14 protein-coding genes are annotated in these 16,714 nt (G+C 67.7%); 7 read left to right on the top strand and 7 right to left on the bottom strand.

Translation table 11 applies throughout. The features are described from left to right. Nucleotides 1–7: 7 nt before the first annotated feature. The 5 genes from RCH15_RS03520 to RCH15_RS03500 form a co-directional block, all read right to left on the bottom strand. Nucleotides 8–820, bottom strand: coding sequence for a PP2C family protein-serine/threonine phosphatase (locus RCH15_RS03520; protein WP_326958083.1), 813 nt, complete (start codon nucleotides 818–820; stop codon nucleotides 8–10). 246 nt (nucleotides 821–1,066) lie between these two features. Continuing rightward, on the bottom strand, nucleotides 1,067–2,377 hold the full coding sequence (locus RCH15_RS03515) for an adenylate/guanylate cyclase domain-containing protein (protein ID WP_326958081.1): 1,311 nt from the start codon (nucleotides 2,375–2,377) through the stop codon (nucleotides 1,067–1,069). Beyond that, complete coding sequence (locus RCH15_RS03510; protein WP_326958079.1) at nucleotides 2,367–2,972, bottom strand: PH domain-containing protein; 606 nt, start codon at nucleotides 2,970–2,972, stop codon at nucleotides 2,367–2,369. Before RCH15_RS03510 ends, RCH15_RS03515 begins: the two co-directional genes overlap by 11 nt. Next, nucleotides 2,965–3,888, bottom strand: a complete 924-nt coding sequence (locus tag RCH15_RS03505) for a biotin--[acetyl-CoA-carboxylase] ligase (RefSeq protein WP_326958077.1) — start codon at nucleotides 3,886–3,888, stop codon at nucleotides 2,965–2,967. Before RCH15_RS03505 ends, RCH15_RS03510 begins: the two co-directional genes overlap by 8 nt. A gap of 185 nt (nucleotides 3,889–4,073) precedes the next feature. Further along, entirely contained in the window at nucleotides 4,074–4,979 is a 906-nt protein-coding gene (locus RCH15_RS03500) for an SDR family oxidoreductase (protein ID WP_326958075.1), read from the bottom strand. A 247-nt stretch (nucleotides 4,980–5,226) separates the two neighbouring features. Here RCH15_RS03500 and RCH15_RS03495 point away from each other — a divergent pair, with 247 nt between their 5' ends. The 4 genes from RCH15_RS03495 (at nucleotide 5,227) to RCH15_RS03480 (ending at nucleotide 10,549) form a co-directional block, all read left to right on the top strand. After that, a complete protein-coding gene (locus RCH15_RS03495) occupies nucleotides 5,227–6,810 on the top strand; it encodes an acyl-CoA carboxylase subunit beta (RefSeq protein ID WP_326958074.1) in 1,584 nt (527 codons plus the stop codon). Beyond that, nucleotides 6,807–7,133, top strand: a complete 327-nt coding sequence (locus RCH15_RS03490; protein ID WP_409017539.1) for an acyl-CoA carboxylase subunit epsilon — start codon at nucleotides 6,807–6,809, stop codon at nucleotides 7,131–7,133. The genes RCH15_RS03495 and RCH15_RS03490 overlap by 4 nt, the downstream gene beginning before the upstream one ends. 89 nt (nucleotides 7,134–7,222) lie before the next feature. Then, a complete protein-coding gene (locus tag RCH15_RS03485; RefSeq protein ID WP_326958072.1) occupies nucleotides 7,223–8,926 on the top strand; it encodes a DUF885 domain-containing protein in 1,704 nt (567 codons plus the stop codon). A 168-nt stretch (nucleotides 8,927–9,094) separates the two neighbouring features. Beyond that, a complete protein-coding gene (locus tag RCH15_RS03480; protein ID WP_326958070.1) occupies nucleotides 9,095–10,549 on the top strand; it encodes a dicarboxylate/amino acid:cation symporter in 1,455 nt (484 codons plus the stop codon). Nucleotides 10,550–10,656: 107 nt separating this feature from the next. On the opposite strand, the gene RCH15_RS03475 is transcribed toward RCH15_RS03480, so the two are convergent. Beyond that, on the bottom strand, nucleotides 10,657–11,229 hold the full coding sequence (locus RCH15_RS03475) for a hypothetical protein (RefSeq protein WP_326958068.1): 573 nt from the start codon (nucleotides 11,227–11,229) through the stop codon (nucleotides 10,657–10,659). 168 nt (nucleotides 11,230–11,397) lie between these two features. Here RCH15_RS03475 and RCH15_RS03470 point away from each other — a divergent pair, with 168 nt between their 5' ends. From RCH15_RS03470 to RCH15_RS03460, 3 genes are read left to right on the top strand one after another with little or no spacing between them, the layout of a single operon-like run. Continuing rightward, entirely contained in the window at nucleotides 11,398–11,790 is a 393-nt protein-coding gene (locus RCH15_RS03470; RefSeq protein WP_326958066.1) for a YbjQ family protein, read from the top strand. A gap of 27 nt (nucleotides 11,791–11,817) precedes the next feature. Beyond that, entirely contained in the window at nucleotides 11,818–12,555 is a 738-nt protein-coding gene (locus tag RCH15_RS03465) for a TetR/AcrR family transcriptional regulator (protein WP_326958063.1), read from the top strand. Between the two features lies 1 nt (nucleotide 12,556). Further along, nucleotides 12,557–15,097, top strand: coding sequence for an MMPL family transporter (locus RCH15_RS03460; protein WP_326958061.1), 2,541 nt, complete (start codon nucleotides 12,557–12,559; stop codon nucleotides 15,095–15,097). A 132-nt stretch (nucleotides 15,098–15,229) separates the two neighbouring features. Here RCH15_RS03460 and RCH15_RS03455 read toward each other — a convergent pair whose 3' ends face one another. Continuing rightward, nucleotides 15,230–16,690 (bottom strand): HNH endonuclease, encoded by a 1,461-nt coding sequence (locus RCH15_RS03455; protein WP_326958482.1) that lies wholly within the window; start codon nucleotides 16,688–16,690, stop codon nucleotides 15,230–15,232. Nucleotides 16,691–16,714: the final 24 nt, after the last annotated feature.

Here is a 16,714-nt window from a genome sequence, read left to right as displayed (position 1 = left end):
CCCTAGATCACTGACATTGTCCGGTGACCGGCGCCGCCGTATCGCCGACGCCGGTCGCGTCAAGGACAATGCAGGTGACGTTGTCCCGGGCGCCGCTGCGCAGGGCCGCCTGGATGAGTTCATCCACGGCCGCCTGGGGGTCGGGGCGGGAGCGGAGGATCCCGGCGATGTGTTCGTCGTCGAGTTCGCCGTTGAGCCCGTCGGAGCACACCAAGATCCTGTCGCCTTCGGCCATGGGCAACAGCCAGTAGTCGGCCTCGACCGCATCCCCGGTGCCCAGTGCGCGCGTGACGACGTGACGGCGGGGGTGCACAGCCGCCTGGGCCGCAGTGATCTGGCCCGCGTCCACGAGTTCCTGGACCTCGGAGTGGTCGACGCTGACCTGCCGAAGCTCCCCGTGCCTGAGGCGGTACGTCCGGGAATCGCCCAGGTTCAGGACCAGCCAGCAGGGGGAACCCGCCTGCTCCGCCACCACGACGCCGGAGAGTGTGGTGCCGGCCCTGGCCCCGGTGGCCTCCCGGATGCTCTCATCGGCCATTTGCAGGAGTTCCTGCACGTCGGCGGCGGTGGTGTTCCGCGCACCGGCCGCCAGCTGCGGGATCCGGGCAAGAGTGCGGACGCAGATACCGCTGGCGACCTCGCCGGCCTCGTGGCCGCCCATGCCGTCAGCGACGGCAAAGACAGGGTCGGAGGCTATGAAGGAATCCTCGTTTGTTTCCCGGCGCAGGCCACGGTCGGTGCCGTAGCCGACGTTGAGCCGAACGCCGGGGGAAGGGGTGGAGGAGGCGGGGGGCGGAACGGCGGCCGGCTGGGAGTTCATGCCTGTCCTAGGTAGAAGGGATGTTCACCGAAGTGGACGGTGGAATCTGGTCGGACGTGGGCGGGCGCCAGGTCAAGCGTGTCCGGCATTGGAATCTCCCCCTTGTACGCTGCCCGGGCCGGGCTCGTCATTACCGGGATACTACCGGGGATCGGCGCGGCAGGGGAAAGGACCGGGCGGTATTTTCGTTCCCGCCTGCGCAGCTGCTTAACGGCGGTCCGCGGGATGCGCGGGCCAGCGGACCCCCTAATCCAGGACGAGGCCGTGGCCGCTGCCGCGCAGGAGTTGGACCGGGTGGATTTCGCCGAACCCGCGGACGTCCTCGGCCGGCCGCGGCCGGAAGACAAACCGTTCGTCGTCTTCCAAAGCGGCAGCGGTCATGGAGTCCACCAGGACGGTCCCGGGATCCGCGAGGGCGGTGAGCCGGGCGGCCAGGTTGACGGTAGGTCCGTAGATGTCGCCGAGCCGGGAGAGGATGCGGCCCCAGACCATGGCGACGCGTGCCTCGGGCAGGATTTCATCCTCGGTGAAGGCATGGCAGAGGGCAAGGGAAATTTCGGCCCCGGCCGCAGGGGTTTCCGCGATGTAGAGCACTTCATCGCCCACCGTCTTGACGAGGCGCCCCCCGCCCACCGAGATGATTTCGGCGCATTTGTTCTCGAAGCGCTGCACCAGTTGGGCGAGCGTCTTTTCGTTCATTCGGCGGGACAGGCTGGTGTAGGAAACCAGGTCTGCGAAGCCCACCGCGCGGGCCAGCGGCAGCGGTGCATCGTCCTCGTCGCCCTCGCGTCCCTCCTCGCTGGACGCCAGTCCGGCCTCGGCCCGGACGGCCAGGCGCTGGACTCCGGCGTTAAGCTGGCGGCGCCAGGAGTAGACCAGCATGTCCTCGAGCGCATCCACGAGGGAGGGCAACTCGTTGACCAGGCGCTTGCGGGCAACCGCATCCGAGACGCCCTGCTGGTGGACCATGTCCTCCACGAGGGCCTCGACCTGCCAGACCACCATGCGGTCGGTCATCTGCCCGATCGCGCGGGTGACGGAAATGGCGGCTTCCTCGGTGAGTTTGCCGGCGCGGACCAGGTCCACGATGGTGTTCAGCGCCGACTGGTCGCGTTCGGTGAAGGCAACATCCTCGTCCCCGATGTTCGGAAAGCCGAGGGCGCGCCAGAGTTTCCGGGCGGAGAGCAGGGACAGCCCGGCGCCGGAGGCGACTTCACGGCGCCGCAGTTTGCGTTCGCCACCGAGCAGCCGTTGTTCCAGGGCTTTCAGCGCGATGCGTTCGGCCGACATGGTGCCGGTGGGCGGCGAAACGGCGTCGGGTGCTGCCGGGCCGCGGGGTTCGCGGGGTTCACCGCGGTCCCCGGGTTCCCCGGGTCCGGACAGGGACGGCGGTGCGCCCGCGTCCCCGGCGGACTCGGCGGCGCCGTCGCTGAGGCTCCCTGTTACGGAATCGAGGACGGCGGCCTCAAGGCTCGCCGACTCGACCAGGGCATCGGAAATGTGCGACGGCTCTTCGGCCAGCAGTCCCGTTTCCCGGTTGACGTTTTCAGCGCCCATCTCTTCCACCTTCTCTCGTCTCCCACGGCCACGCCGCTTCAGGATCGTCCATCATGCCCACGGGCCCCGGGACCTCCTGCGGGAGATCGCTGATGGCGTCGAGGACAAAACTCCGGAACATCGCGACCTCCGGGACGTCGGGAACCACCATGCTGGCGGGATACCCGGTTTCCAAGGATATATTCCCGGAACGCAATACGCGTTGGAGCAAGGACTGGTGGATGACCACATTACGAACCGTGGCCAGGAATACCTGCTGGTCCCGTCGCCTAAGCATGCCGTAGCGGGCGACAAGCCGCCGGCTGGTGAGCGTGTATCTGGTGGCGTGCCAGGTCATGGCCCGCGGCAGGCAGTACCCCAGCAGCACCCAGGCAGCGAACGCCACGCACACCCCGATCAGCCACGGCGTCGATTCCTTCGTTTCCTTGACGATCATCGGGGCGAGCCTGGCCGCTCCGCCTTTGACGATCCAGGCGCAACAAAAGGCGGCGAGGGCAGGAACAAGGATGAACAGCAGTGCCGGAAAAATCAGGGTTTTTGGCTGCGGCCGGGTCACCACGATCACTTGTTCGCCCGGAAGGAGCTCCTTACGCATAGCCGCTTTCGGCGCCGGCGCTTCCCTCGCCCGGCGGTGTCCAGGGCCGCAGGTGCACGACGTCGCCGGCGGTCACCACGTGCTCGTGGCCCCCGGAGTCCACCACCAGCAGGGAGCCGTAATCATCCAGGCGGGTGGCGTGGCCGATGATTTCCGAATCGCCGGGGAGCTGGGCGCGGACTTGTTTGCCCAGTGTGGTCATCAGGTGTTCGGCCCGGTTGTGCAGTGAGGCGCCGCCGGCCAGCCCGGCCGTGGGATCGCCGTCGGCGTTGCAGAAGCTGCGGTACAGCGTGGCGAACCGGGACAGGTAGCTCTTGAGCAGCTCGGTGCGGTCCACCGTGACCGGGTGTTCCAGCAGGACGGAGGTGGCCGTGGGCACCGGAAGTTCCGCTTCGGTGAGGGTGACATTCAGACCGGTGCCGAGCACCACGGGCGGCACGGCGCCGCCGGACATGGGACCAAGCTGGGCGAGGATGCCGGCGATCTTCTTGCCCCGGACCAGGACGTCGTTGGGCCATTTGAGCTCTGCCGGCAGCCCGGCCGTGTCCAGCAGGGCCTCGCGCAGGGCCAGCGCGGACAGCAGCGAGAGCCAGGAGTAGGTCTGGGTGGGCAACGGGCGTCCGTCGGCGTTGACCGGGCGCAGCACCAGCGAGACGGAGATGGAGCTGCCGGCCGGCGCCTCCCACCGGCGGTCCAGGCGGCCGCGGGCGGCGCTCTGGTGTTCAGCGGTCAGCACGGTGAGGTCCGGAAACGCCGTGGGATCCTCTGTGGCGCCCCGCAGCAGGTCCGCGTTGGTGGATCCGGTGGTGTCCACCACCGTCACCTGCGGAATGCCGTTGGCGGAAAGGAACGCCTCATCGCTGAGGGCGCTCACATCCAGGGGCGGACGGTCCGGGGCTTCCTGCGCGGCTTCCATGCTTAGAATCCTACCGAGTTACCGGGCGGCCGGCTTCGGCGCCGGCCCGAAGGAAGGTCCCCGCTTCTGAACGCCGCCACCGGCGGGTTGGCCGCACACGCCGCAGATTCCCGGCGCCGAACCGGCAATAGCGGGAGTTTCGGCGGTCCCGGCTGCCGGCCGGGCCAAAGAAGGCCGCAGGGAACTCAGAGGAAGATGTCAGGGATCAGCCGGTCTTCCGGAGCGCCCAGGCTGTACGCGGTGAAGTCCGTGACCCCGGCCGCGGCAAGCACCTGTTCGTCGGTGTAGAAGTTGCCGCTCCAGCTGCCGGATTCCGGGATCGCGTTGCTGCTGGTGAGGACGGCGTGCGCCGCGTCGGCCATGATCCCGGGGCCGCGGGCGCCCTGGACAATCTTGTCGCCGCCGGGCATGTTGCGGATGGCTGCCGTGTTGATCAGGGTGCACGGCCACAGGGAGTTTACGTTGATGCCGTCAATCTTAAGCTCCTCGGCGAGGCCCAGGGTGGTCAGGCTCATGCCGTATTTCGCCATGGTGTAGGCCAGGTGCATCCCGGCCCACTTGGGGTCCAGGTTCAGCGGCGGGGACAGCGTGAGGATCTGGCCGGCCTCGGAGGCGCGGAGTGCGGGCAGGGCCAGCTTGGAGAGCATGAAGGTGCCGCGGACGTTGATGTCCTGCATCAGGTCGTAACGCTTCATGTCCACAGCATCGGTCTTGGACAAATCGATGGCGGAGGCATTGTTGATAATGATGTCAATGCCGCCGAACCGTTCGACGGCGGCATCCACGGCGCCGGCGACGTCGGCGTCGTTGCGGACATCGCCCACCAGCGGCAGCGCCTGCCCGCCGGCAGCCTCGATCTGTTCGGCGGCCGAGTAGACGGTGCCTTCGAGCTTGGCGTGCGGCTGGCCGGTCTTGGCCATCAGGACAATGTTGGCGCCGTCGCGCGCGGCGCGGACGGCGATGGCGAGGCCAATGCCGCGGCTTCCCCCGGACATAAGGATGGTGCGGCCGGAGAGGGTGCCGGCGGACCGGTACGGCCCTGCCTGCGGGGAGTGCGGGGCGGTGCCGGAAGCATCATTGCTCAAAGTCATGAGGACACTCTAGCCGACGCATGTTACCGGCGAGTAACATCGACACGCCGCGGTCCAGGGCCGTTCCGGGGTGGGCTGCCCGGGAGAGTCGGGGCGAAAATTGTAGGATTTCTACAGCGGTGCGGGCGAATACCGTCACTAGACTTGCCAGCACGGCCATGTTTTTGTGTGGAATCCACTTAAGCGCCACCGCACAGGCCAGCGACACCGCACACAGCCGTAATGAACTACAGAGCCGGAGACATTGATGAGCCACGATCTGACCACGACCGCGGGAAAGATTGCCGATTTCCGCGACCGCCAGGCCCGTGCTGAGCAGCCCTCCGGCCCGGAAGCGATCGAGAAGCAGCATGCCCGCGGCAAGAACACCGCCCGCGAGCGCATCGACCTGCTGCTGGACGCCGGTTCGTTCGTCGAGTTCGACGCCCTCGCCGTGCACCGCTCCTCCGCCTTCGGCATGGAGAAGAAGAAGCCGCTGGGCGACGGCCTGGTCTCCGGCTACGGCACGGTGGACGGCCGGCCCGTGGCCGTGTACAGCCAGGACTTCTCCGTGTACGGCGGGTCGCTGAGCCAGGTCAACGGCGAGAAGATCGTCAAGGTCCAGGAGTTCGCCCTGCGCAACGGCTGCCCGGTCGTGGGCATCCTCGACGGCGGCGGCGCCCGCATCCAGGAAGGCGTCGCGTCCCTGGCGATGTTCGCGGACATCTTCCGCAACAACGTCCACGCCTCCGGCGTCGTCCCGCAGATCTCCCTCATCATGGGCCCCTCCGCCGGCGGCGCGGCCTACTCCCCCGCCCTGACCGACTACGTGGTCATGGTAGACAAGACCTCGCACATGTTCATCACCGGCCCGGACGTCATCAAGACCGTCACGGGTGAAGACGTGGACATGGAGACACTCGGCGGCGCCCGGCAGCACAACGCCAACACCGGAACCTCCACCTACCTCGCCTCCGACGAGACCGACGCCGTCGAGTTCGTCCGCGAGCTCCTGGACTTCCTGCCCTCCAACAACCTCGCCGAGGCCCCCGTGCTGGAGCACACCCAGGGACTGGAACTCGACGACGACGACCTCGCCCTGGACGCACTGATTCCGGATTCGGCCAACCAGCCGTACGACATGCGCAAGGTCGTCGAGCAGATTGTCGACGACGGGCACTTCCTGGAGATGCAGTCCCTTTATGCGCCCAACGTCATGATTGGCTATGGCCGGGTGGAGGGCCACACCGTGGGCATCGTGGCCAACCAGCCGATGCAGTTCGCCGGGACGCTGGACATCGCCGCCTCCGAGAAGGCCGCACGCTTTGTCCGAAACTGCGACGCCTTCAACGTTCCCATCATCACGCTTGTGGACGTCCCGGGCTTCCTGCCGGGCAAGGACCAGGAGTTCCAGGGCATCATCCGCCGCGGCGCGAAACTGCTGTACGCGTACGCCGAGGCCACCGTGCCGAAGCTGACCGTCATCACCCGCAAGGCGTACGGCGGAGCGTACATCGTGATGGGCTCCAAGAAACTCGGCGCCGACCTCAACCTGGCCTGGCCGACCGCGCAAATCGGCGTCATGGGCGCCCAGGGCGCGGTCAACATCCTCTACCGCCGCGAGCTTGCCGCCGTCGCGGCGGACGGCGGCGACGTCGAGGCCAAGCGCGCCGAGGTCATCCGGCAGTACGAGGAAGAGCTGCTCAACCCCTACCAGGCCGCGCAGCTTGGCTACGTGGACGCAGTCATCGCCCCGTCCGAGACCCGGCTGCAGATCATCAAGGGGCTGCGCGCACTGCGGGACAAGCGGGCCAGCCTGCCTGCCAAGAAGCACGGGAACATTCCGCTGTGATCCCCACCGGCTCCCGGCCTTCGCCAGTCCCCACCGGCTCCCAGCCTTCGCCACCTCAGGCCGGGTCCCTCGCCGGCGTGGGCCCATCCACCCTACCCACGGTTGAGACCGGGGCGACGGCGGACGGGCAGCCGCTGTTCGCCGTGGTCAGGGGCGAGCCGACGCCGGAGGAGCTCGCGGCACTGACCGCCGTCGTGCTGTCCCTGGCCAGCGGCGGCCCGGCTGCACCGGACAAGCCAAGCACCCGGCACTGGATCCGCCGGCAGCAACTGCAGCTGGCTCCGAGGCCCGGTCCCGGCTCCTGGAAGCGCAGCCGCGGCTGACCGCTCTGCCGTGACGGTGCCGCGGACGGGCCGCCGAAAAAGTGCAGCAACCCTTTCATAAGAGGCCCCGCCCGGCTAGTGTTTCCCGGGTGACTACTGAACCCACTGACGCCACAGCCGCCACCGGACCCGCGCGCCCGCACACAGCCATCGACGCCATCGCCGATGACTATACGGACACCCTGATCCGGCTCAACCCCGGCTTCGCCACCGAACTCGGCCTTCCCGGGCATGAGAGGGAATACCAGGATTTCTCCCCCGCCGGGGTCGAGGAATTCGCGGCGGCTGCCCGGGAAACCCTCGCCGCGCTCGACGGGCTGGAACCGGCGGACGACGTCGACGCCGTCACCCTGGATGCCATGCGCGAGCGCCTGGGCCTGGAGCTGGAAATCCACCACTCCGGCTGGGATCTCGCCGACCTGAACAACATCGCCTCCCCGGCACAGGACATCCGCGCGATCTTCGACCTCATGCCCACGGACACCGCCGCGCAGTGGGACCACATCGCCGGCCGGGCGCATAACGTCCCCGCCGCCCTGGACGGGTACATCGTGTCGCTGCGTGCCGCTAAGGATGCCGGCAAGGTTGCCGCCGCGCGCCAGGTCGCGATCGTCGTCGAACAGACCACCAAGTACGCCGCGGACGACGGATTCTTCGCAAAGCTCGCCGCCGACGCGACAACCGCGGACGGTCCGCTGCCCGGCGACGTGCAGTCCAGGCTCGACGCCGGTGCTGCCGCCGCACGCGTGGCCTACTCCCGGCTGGCCGGTTTCCTGGAATCCGAACTGCTCCCCGTCGCACCGGAGAAGGACGCCGTGGGCCGGGAACGCTACGCGTTGGCCTCCCGCTCCTTTCTGGGCGCCGCGGTGGACCTGGAGGAAACGTACGCCTGGGGTGTGCAGGAGCTGGACCGCCTGGTCGCCGAGCAGGAGCGGGTGGCCGGGCTGATCCGCCCCGGCGCCACAATCGAGGAAGCCAAGGAAATCCTGAACAACGACCCCGCCCGGCAGTTGAAAGGCACGGACGCCCTCCGCGCCTGGATGCAGAAGCTCTCGGACAGGGCCGTGGCCGGCCTTGCGGGCGTGCACTTCGACATCCCGGACATCATGAAGACGCTGGAGTGCAAAATTGCCCCGACCGACGAGGGCGGCATCTATTACACCGGCCCCTCGGATGACTTCAGCCGGCCGGGCCGCATGTGGTGGTCCGTACCGCCGGGCGAGGACACCTTCACCACCTGGGCCGAGACCACCACCGTCTTCCACGAGGGCGTTCCAGGCCACCACCTGCAGATCGCCACCACCACCTACCACCGCGAGGTGCTGAACAAATGGCGCCGGAACGTCTGCTGGACCTCCGGGCACGGCGAAGGCTGGGCGCTCTACGCCGAGAAGCTCATGCAGGAACTGGGCTACCTCCGGGACCCGGGGGACCACATGGGCATGCTGGACATGCAGCGGATGCGGGCCGCCCGCGTGGTGTTCGACATCGGCGTGCATCTGGAGTTGGAGGTGCCCGAACGTTGGGGGTCGGGCACCTGGACTCCGGACAAGGGGTACGACTTCCTCACCCAGCACCTGGCGATCAGCGAGGGCCAGCTGAAGTTTGAATTCACCCGGTACCTGGGCTGGCCGGGCCAGGCACCCTCGTACAAGGTGGGCCAGCGGCTCTGGGAACAGATCCGCGCCGAACTCGAATCCCGTCCCGGGTTCGAACTCAAGGCCTTCCACACGAAGGCGCTCACTATGGGCTCCGTGGGCCTGGACACCCTGAAGCGGGCGCTGTTGGGTTAGACGGGCACGGAGGGAGACAATCGCCACACCGGGAGCTGGAATAACTTCACAAACGGGCAGGTCTTCGGCGTGGTTGCTGGAAGTTGGCGGGTGTGGGCAAAATGTGGATGCGTAACATTTCTCAACATTCGTTCGCCGTGATAATGGCATGCGCCCTAGCGTTGTCGGGTGAGCACTCAAACAACCACCCCCGCACCCGCCGGAAAGACCGGCCTCCAGCTGCCCAAGTGGGCCGGCTCTTTCGGTTTCCAGATCATCGCCGCCCTGATCGTGGGCCTGGGCCTTGGCCTGCTCGCGAAATACACCGGCAGCACGAAGGCAGAGCCCAACGCCCTCGGCGCCACCCTGCAGACCATCGGCTCGAGCTACGTCTCGCTGCTGCAGACCGCCGTCGTGCCCCTCATCTTCACCGCCGTCGTCAGCTCCATCTCCAACCTGCGGGCCGTGTCCAACGCCGCCCGGCTGGCCTGGAACACGCTGCTCTGGTTCGCCATCACCTCGCTGATCGCGGTTCTGATCGGCATGGGCCTCGGTGTGCTGCTGCAGCCGGGCGCCAACACCGGCATCACCCAGGAAGCCAAGTACGCCGGCAAGTCCGGTGACTGGTGGGCCTTCCTGACCGGACTCTTTCCGAAGAACTTCCTGGGTCTGGGCGCCAGCACCACCGTCACCGACGGCGTCGCCACCACCGCGGTGAGCTTCAACGTCCTGCAGATCCTGGTGATCGCGATCGCCGTCGGCATTGCGGCATTGAAGGTGGGCAAGGCGGCCGAGCCGTTCCTGAACCTGAACGCCTCCGCCCTCGCCGTGATCCAGAAGGTGCTTTGGTGGATCATCCGGATCGCCCCGCTCGGTACCGTCGGCTTGATTGGCAACGCCGTGGCGATCTACGGCTGGGACACCATCGGTTCCCTGGGCAAGTTCACCGTGGCCATCTACGCCGGCCTCGCACTCGTGCTGTTCGTCGTTTACCCGGTCCTGATCCGCACCCACGGCCTGTCCGTCAAGCAGTACTACACCGGCGTCTGGCCCGCCGTGCAGCTCGCCTTCGTCTCCCGCTCGTCGGTGGGCACCCTGCCGCTGACCCAGCGCGTCACCGAACGCAGTCTGGGTGTCCCCCGCGCCTACGCCTCCTTCGCCGTGCCGCTGGGCGCCACGACCAAGATGGATGGCTGCGCTGCGATCTACCCGGCCATCTCGGCGATCTTCGTGGCCCAGTTCTTCGGCATCCAACTGGACTTCACGCAGTACCTCCTCATCGCCCTGGTGTCCGTGCTGGGCTCCGCCGCGACTGCCGGCACCACAGGCGCCGTCGTGATGCTGACCCTCACCCTCTCCACACTGGGACTGCCGCTGGCCGGCGTCGGGCTCCTGCTCGCCATCGACCCGATTCTGGACATGGGCCGCACCGCGGTCAACGTGGCCGGCCAGGCCCTGGTGCCGACGATCGTGGCCAAGCGCCAGGGCATTTTGGATGAATCCCTGTACAACGCACCCCGCACCGGTGACCCGTTCAGTGACGATGTTGTGGACGGCGGCGGGGATCCCTCTGCCGCCGTCGATGACCGCGGCGCCGGATCGGACGCCTTCGAAGGCGGCAGGCTGGCGGGCTCCAGGGTCTAAAGGCCACACTGCTTAGCCGGCGCAGGTGCCTCGCGCACCGGTCCGAACAGTAGTCCCCGGAGCTTTTTCCGGGGACTACTGTTTTGGTGGCCTAGTGCGTGACGGACCTAGTGTCCGCCACCGCCGATGACGCCCTTTTCGACCGCTTTGGCCACCGCGTCGGCCTCCGCCTGGGTCAGCGTGCCGTCAGTGACAGCCTTGTCCAGCCTGGTCTTCAGTGCTGCGGAGTGCTCAGCCTGCTCGGCCGTGCGGAGCTCCTCAAGGGCTGCCGTGACCTTGGCTTCGTCGATTCCCAGCGACGCGGCGAGGGACTTGGCCAACTCCGCCTGCATGGCGGAGCGGTCAGGCCTGCTGCCTTCGGCCGGCGGGGTGGCCGGCTTGTTGGCTTGGCGGAAGGCCTGGAAGGCCTCCGTCACTTTCGCCTCATCGACGCCGAGCTTGGCGGCAAGTTCGGCCGCCTGGGCACCGCGCTCTCCAGCGCGGTCTCCGCCGCGGGGACCGTGGCCGCCGCGCATTCCCTGGCTGTCGCCGGTTCCGGGCGCCGTGTCCGCCGCGGCACTGGAGCTGGGGGTGGGGGCCGGAGTCGTGGCTGCTGAGGCCATCCCGGTGACGCCGAGTCCAGCGCCCAGGGCCAGGGCCCCGGCCGAAATGGCGAGGGTCATTCTCTTAGTGCGTGACATGTGCGCTCTCCTGGTCTGCAGCATGGTGGAGCTGCGAGTAGTGGTTGTCTCTTTCAAGACGTGGTTCAAGTCTCCGCCGGGCGCTTCAGCAGGAGCTGTTCGGAACCTTTCATCTTGCTGTGAAGGCCGGTGGCGGCGGGCGGGCTTTCGGACCGCTAGGCTCAGGGCATGCTGATCGTGACCTCCAATGACATTCCCGGACACCGGATCGACGCCGTTTTTGGCGAGGTCATGGGGCTGACGGTCCGTGCCCGCGACATCGGCAACCAGGTAATGGCCGGATTCCGGTCCATCGGCGGCGGGGAACTGCCCGAAATGACACGCATGCTCACCGAAAGCCGGCAGCAGGTCATGGCCCGGATGGTGGCCGAGGCAGAGCAGCGCGGAGCCAATGCCATAGTCGCCATGCGCTTTGATAACTCGCAGCTGGGAACGACCTGGACCGAGGTCTGCGCCTACGGCACGGCCGTCTTCGCCATCCCCATCCCCCTGGGCGAACCAGGCGCCACCGGCCAATCCGCGTACCTGGCCAAGACCGGGCCCGGCCAAAAGTTGCCCTGAGTGCAAACATGCACGTAGTGTAATTGCGTGCCCGCTTCTGCATCCCTCCGTTTAACAGCGTCTTCGGCGACGGCTTCCGGGCCGGCGCCGGTCCCGTCGCGCCGCGAACTGAATAAAGCCGCCACGCGCCAGGCAATCATCGACGCCGCATTGGCGCTGCTCCGGTCCAACGGCCCCGGGAACTTCACGGTCGAGGATATTGCTGATGCCGCCGGAATCTCCCGCCGGACCTTCTTTAACTATTTCGGCAGCACCGAAGCCGCCATTGCCGCCGTCACCTTCGGTTTCCTGGACAACCTGCTTCAGCAGTTCCGGCTGCGCCCGGCCGGCGAGCCCTTCCTGGAGTCGGCCCGGGCCACCCTGGTGGAACTCGCGGACCCGATGACGGTGGCTCCGCTGGCGGAGCTCTACAGCCTCGGCCAGGCCAATCCGCAGCTCAGCCGGTCCGAGCTGGAGGCCTGGGACCACTGCACCGCCCAGATCATCGCCGCGGCCCGGGAGCGCGTGCACCAGAGTGACGGCGTCGAACTCGACGAGTTGTACCTGCGTGCCCTGGCCGGGTCCGTCATTTCCTGCGGCAAAGCAGCCATGGACGTCTGGTTCCTGCGTTGCGGTGGTTCCCTCACCCCTAAGTCCCTTTCCACCCTCCGGCAGCTCCTGATCGATTCCATGGGCCTGCTGGGCTCCGGATTCGCCCGCCCCGACGGTCCCGGCACACCCGGGGCCCACCACTCCACCGCCAACCCTTTCCCAGATCGGCACTGACATGGCACTTTTGCTCTACCGCCTCGGCAAGTTCTCCTACCGGCACCGCTGGCTTGTCATTTCCGTCTGGCTTGCCGTGATGGTGGCCGTCGGTGGCGCAGCAGCCGCGTTCCACGGCACCCTGTCCAACAATTTTCAGATCCCCGGCACCGAGACCCAGCAGATGGCTGACAAGCTCAAAAGTGAGCTGCCTTCCTCATCCGGCGGCTCCGCGACCGTGGTGTTCGAAGCCAACGATCCACAGTTCAGCCAGGCCGGGAAGGACGCCGTCACGGCGGCACTGACCAAGCTCAAGACCCTCCCCGAGGTCCAAGGCACTGTTGACCCGTTCGCCACCCAGGCGCAGCTGGACCAGGCGGCAACCGACCTCGCCGCCGGCAAGGACAAATCAGCAGCCGGCAAGGCACAGCTGGACCAGTCAGCGGCCGAACTCGCCGCAGGAAAGGCCAAGCTGGACGCCGCCGAACAGCAGATGACGGCCGCCGGCATGCCGGCGGCCGCGGTCGAGGCCCAGCTGGGCCAGCAAAAGGCGGCCCTGGCCGACGGTCAGGCGAAGCTCGACGCCGGCACCAAGGAACTGGCCGCCGGCGAGGCGAAGCTGGCGCTCGGTGCACGGCAACTTGAGGCCTCCAAGGGCCTGCGGTTCGTCTCTGAGGACGGCAAGGCCGCGATCGCCCAGGTCCAGTTCAAGACCTCCATCAACGGCCTCAAGCCCGAGGTCCGGGAGGAAGTCCAGGACATCGTCAAAGAAGTGTCCGCCGCCAATGTGACCGCCCTGCCCAGCAAGGAAATAAGCGAGGACATCTCCGAGCTCTTCGGGACCGCCGAGATCATCGGCATCGCCGTGGCGGCCCTGGTTCTGATCATCATGCTCGGAACTCTGATCGCCGCCGGTCTTCCGCTGCTGATGGCCATCGTGGGTGTCGCCGTCGGCGTCGGCGGCACCTTTGCCCTCAGCGGCACCATGGACATGAGCTCCATCTCCCCCATGCTGGCGCTGATGCTCGGCCTTGCCGTCGGAATCGACTACTCCCTGTTTATCGTCAACCGGCACCGCGGCCAGCTGCTCGCCGGGATGGACGCGGAAGAATCAGTGGCACTGGCCACCGGGACCTCCGGTAATGCCGTGCTGTTCGCCGGCCTCACGGTCATCATCGCCCTCGCAGCCCTGGTGGTCCCGGGGCTTCCGTTCCTGGCAGTCATGGGCTTGTCGGCCGCGGCGACTGTGGCCGTCGCCGTCGTCGTCGCCCTGACTCTCACCCCGGCTATCCTGTCCCTCGTAGGCCGGAAACTGATCTCCAAGCGGGCCTGGGCCAAGGCCGAACAGCACAACGCCGCAGCCGGGCATGAAACCGAGGACCGCGCACGGGACGAATACCGCAGCAGCCACGGCTGGGGCGGCGTCGTCACCAACCACCCATGGCTGGCGTTGCTGGCCGGCGTCGTGCTCCTTGGGGTGGTGGCGCTTCCCGCGAGCCAGCTGCGGCTGGCCCTGCCGGATGCCAGCTCCGAGCCGGTTGCCTCGCAGGCCTTCCAGGCCTATGACGTCACCAAACGCAGCTTCGGCGAGGGGATGACCGGCCCGATCATCGTGGTGGGCGACTTCCCCGAGGGCCTCAGCGAAACCGACGCCCAGGCCAAGCAGTTCGACGTCGCGGACATCCTGCGCGGCACGGACAATGTCAGCGCCGCCGTGCCCCTGGCGCTGAGTGAGGACCGCCGCACTGCCGTCTTCCAGGTCATTCCGAAGGAGGGCCCGGCCAGCGCCAGCACCGTCCGGGTTGTCTCCGAGCTCCGCGCCGAAAAGGCCCAGATCAAGGACTCCACCGGCGTCAGCATCGGGCTCACCGGGCAGACTGCAGGCAACGTCGATGTCTCCACCAAACTCGGCGACGCCCTGCCTCCGTACCTGGCCATCGTGGTGGGCCTCTCGTTGATCCTGCTGCTGCTGGTGTTCCGCTCCATCTGGGTGCCGCTGCTGGCCACTGGCGGATTCCTGCTCTCGCTGGCCGCCGCGTTCGGCGCCGTCGTCGCGGTCTACCAGTGGGGCTGGCTTGGGGGCATCTTCGGCGTCGAGAATCCGGGCGCTGTCCTGAGCTTCCTGCCCATCATCCTGATCGGTGTTTTGTTCGGCCTGGCCATGGACTACCAGGTGTTCATCGCCTCCGGCATGCGCGAGTCCTACATGCACGGCGAACCGGCCAAACGCGCGGTCCGCTCCGGCTTCAGCCACGCCGCCGCCGTGGTCACCGCGGCCGCGATCATCATGGTCAGTGTGTTCTCAGGCTTCATTTTTTCCCACCTGAACATGGTCCGGCCGCTCGGCTTTGCGATGGCCTTCGGTGTGCTGATTGACGCTTTCGTGGTCCGCATGACGATCGTCCCGGCCGTCATGTACCTGCTCGGCGAGAAGGCCTGGTGGCTTCCCCGCTGGTTGGACAAGATCCTGCCAGATGTGGACGTCGAAGGCGCCAAGCTGCGCAAGCCCGTCGCCGACGCTCCCGAGACTCTTCCGGAAACCGCCGGGGCAGCCACCCGCTAGTTCTTCCGGCTCCGACCAACTACCCCAGCCGCCCGCTGATCGTGTCGATCGGCGGGCGGCTTTGTTGTGGGGGCGACGGCGGCACCGTTGGTGTTCAGGCTGCGGGTTGGTGTTCAGGCTGCGGGTTGGTGTTCAGGCTGCGGGTTGGTGTTCAGGCTGCGGGTTGGTGTTCAGGCTGCCGGTTACTTGATCAGGCCGCGACGTGGCTTTGCCGTCGGGCGCGGGAAAGGCCTCTCGCTCTCCAGCGGCGGTGTCGGGGCCGGCTCGGCTCCTGGCTACGGCCAGCTCCGGCCCGGCACGACGGGCACCGGTTCCCGGTAGTGGCGGTGCGGTGGACTGGTAGACGTGGCCTGTGGGGGTGGTGACGTCGATGGTGTGTCGGGGGCCGGGGCGTGGCCGGGAGGACCAACCAGGGGTTTCCTTGATGTGGTTGCAGGCTTCGCAGAGCCCGGCCCCGTTAGCGTGGGTCGTCGGTCCGTCAGAGTGCCAGGGAATGATGTGGTCAACGTGGCGGATGGGGGCATCGCAGTAGGGTGTGCGGCAGGTGTCGTCGCGGGCGGTGAGGAAGCGGCGGAGCCCGGGCGGAAAGAGCCGGGCGCGGGAGTCCATCGCGGTGAGGGTGCCGGCGCCCGGGGCAGTATAAAGCCGGCGCAGCCAGACAGCCATGCCCTTGCCCTTGCCCTTGCCCTTGCCCTGGCCCTGGCCCTGGGCAATGCCGCCCGGACTATCCCCCGCCACACCCCCTCCCGCGTCTGATCCGGGTTTGGCAATGATGTCGCGGGCCCAGCCGGCGGGGACGATGCCGTAGCCGGGGAGCCGCGCGGGTTCGCTGTCGCCCTGGAAGAGGCTGCGGTCAGTCATGACGAGCTGGATCTCGACCCCGCTGATCCCGCCGGTTCTTCCCGTGGTGCGTTCAACCAGCGCATCGGCCATAAGCTGCCCGCGGGTCCGGGGATCACCGGACCCGCGGAGGGTGTCGGCATGCCGGGTGAGGCCGGCGTACAAGGCCACACCTTGAGCCACGGGGAGTAGCGCGGTGAGATAGCACATTGTGTCCGGGGCCGGACGGAGGCTGACGTGCCGTTCGGTCGCGGCGTGGCTGGCTCGCTGGGTGACGGAGCGTGGATCGCGGCGGTAGGCGGCGGTCCGGGCGGCGGCAATGATCTTCCGGTCCCCGGCTCCCTCGAAGGTGCCGGCGTCGGCGGCGAGCTCTTCGTCGACGGCGGCCCGTTCCTCTGCGGAGAGGCAGGCGGTTTCCCGCACTAAGAGGGTGGCACGCCATTCGTTGAGCTGACCGGCTTCCAGAGCCGAGAGGGTGTGGGGCATCTCGGTGACCAACGCCTTCGCCAAGCCCAGGAGCCGTCCGCCCTTGGCTGGGGATTCCCGCCGGGCCAGGGCGATCTGCGCGCCAACACCGGCACCAATCCCGGCCGGAGGCATCCCGGTACCCTGTTCACGGCGCTGGAGCAGATCGAAGGCGACGGACAGACGGGCCTGTCGGGCAGCCAAAGCAGACTTTCGATCTTCCAGGCTGCGGATTTCAGCAATCAGGCGCGCACCATCCGGCTCAGGCACGCCGCCGGACAGGCCCATGCCTGCATCTTCGGCGGCCGGCCT

Origin of the sequence: Arthrobacter sp. MP_M4 (assembly GCF_035984855.1) — a bacterium.
Taxonomy (GTDB): Bacteria; Actinomycetota; Actinomycetes; order Actinomycetales; family Micrococcaceae; genus Arthrobacter.
The sequence above is the reverse complement of the archived record's forward strand: the minus strand, read 5'-3'. Positions and strand labels throughout refer to the sequence as shown.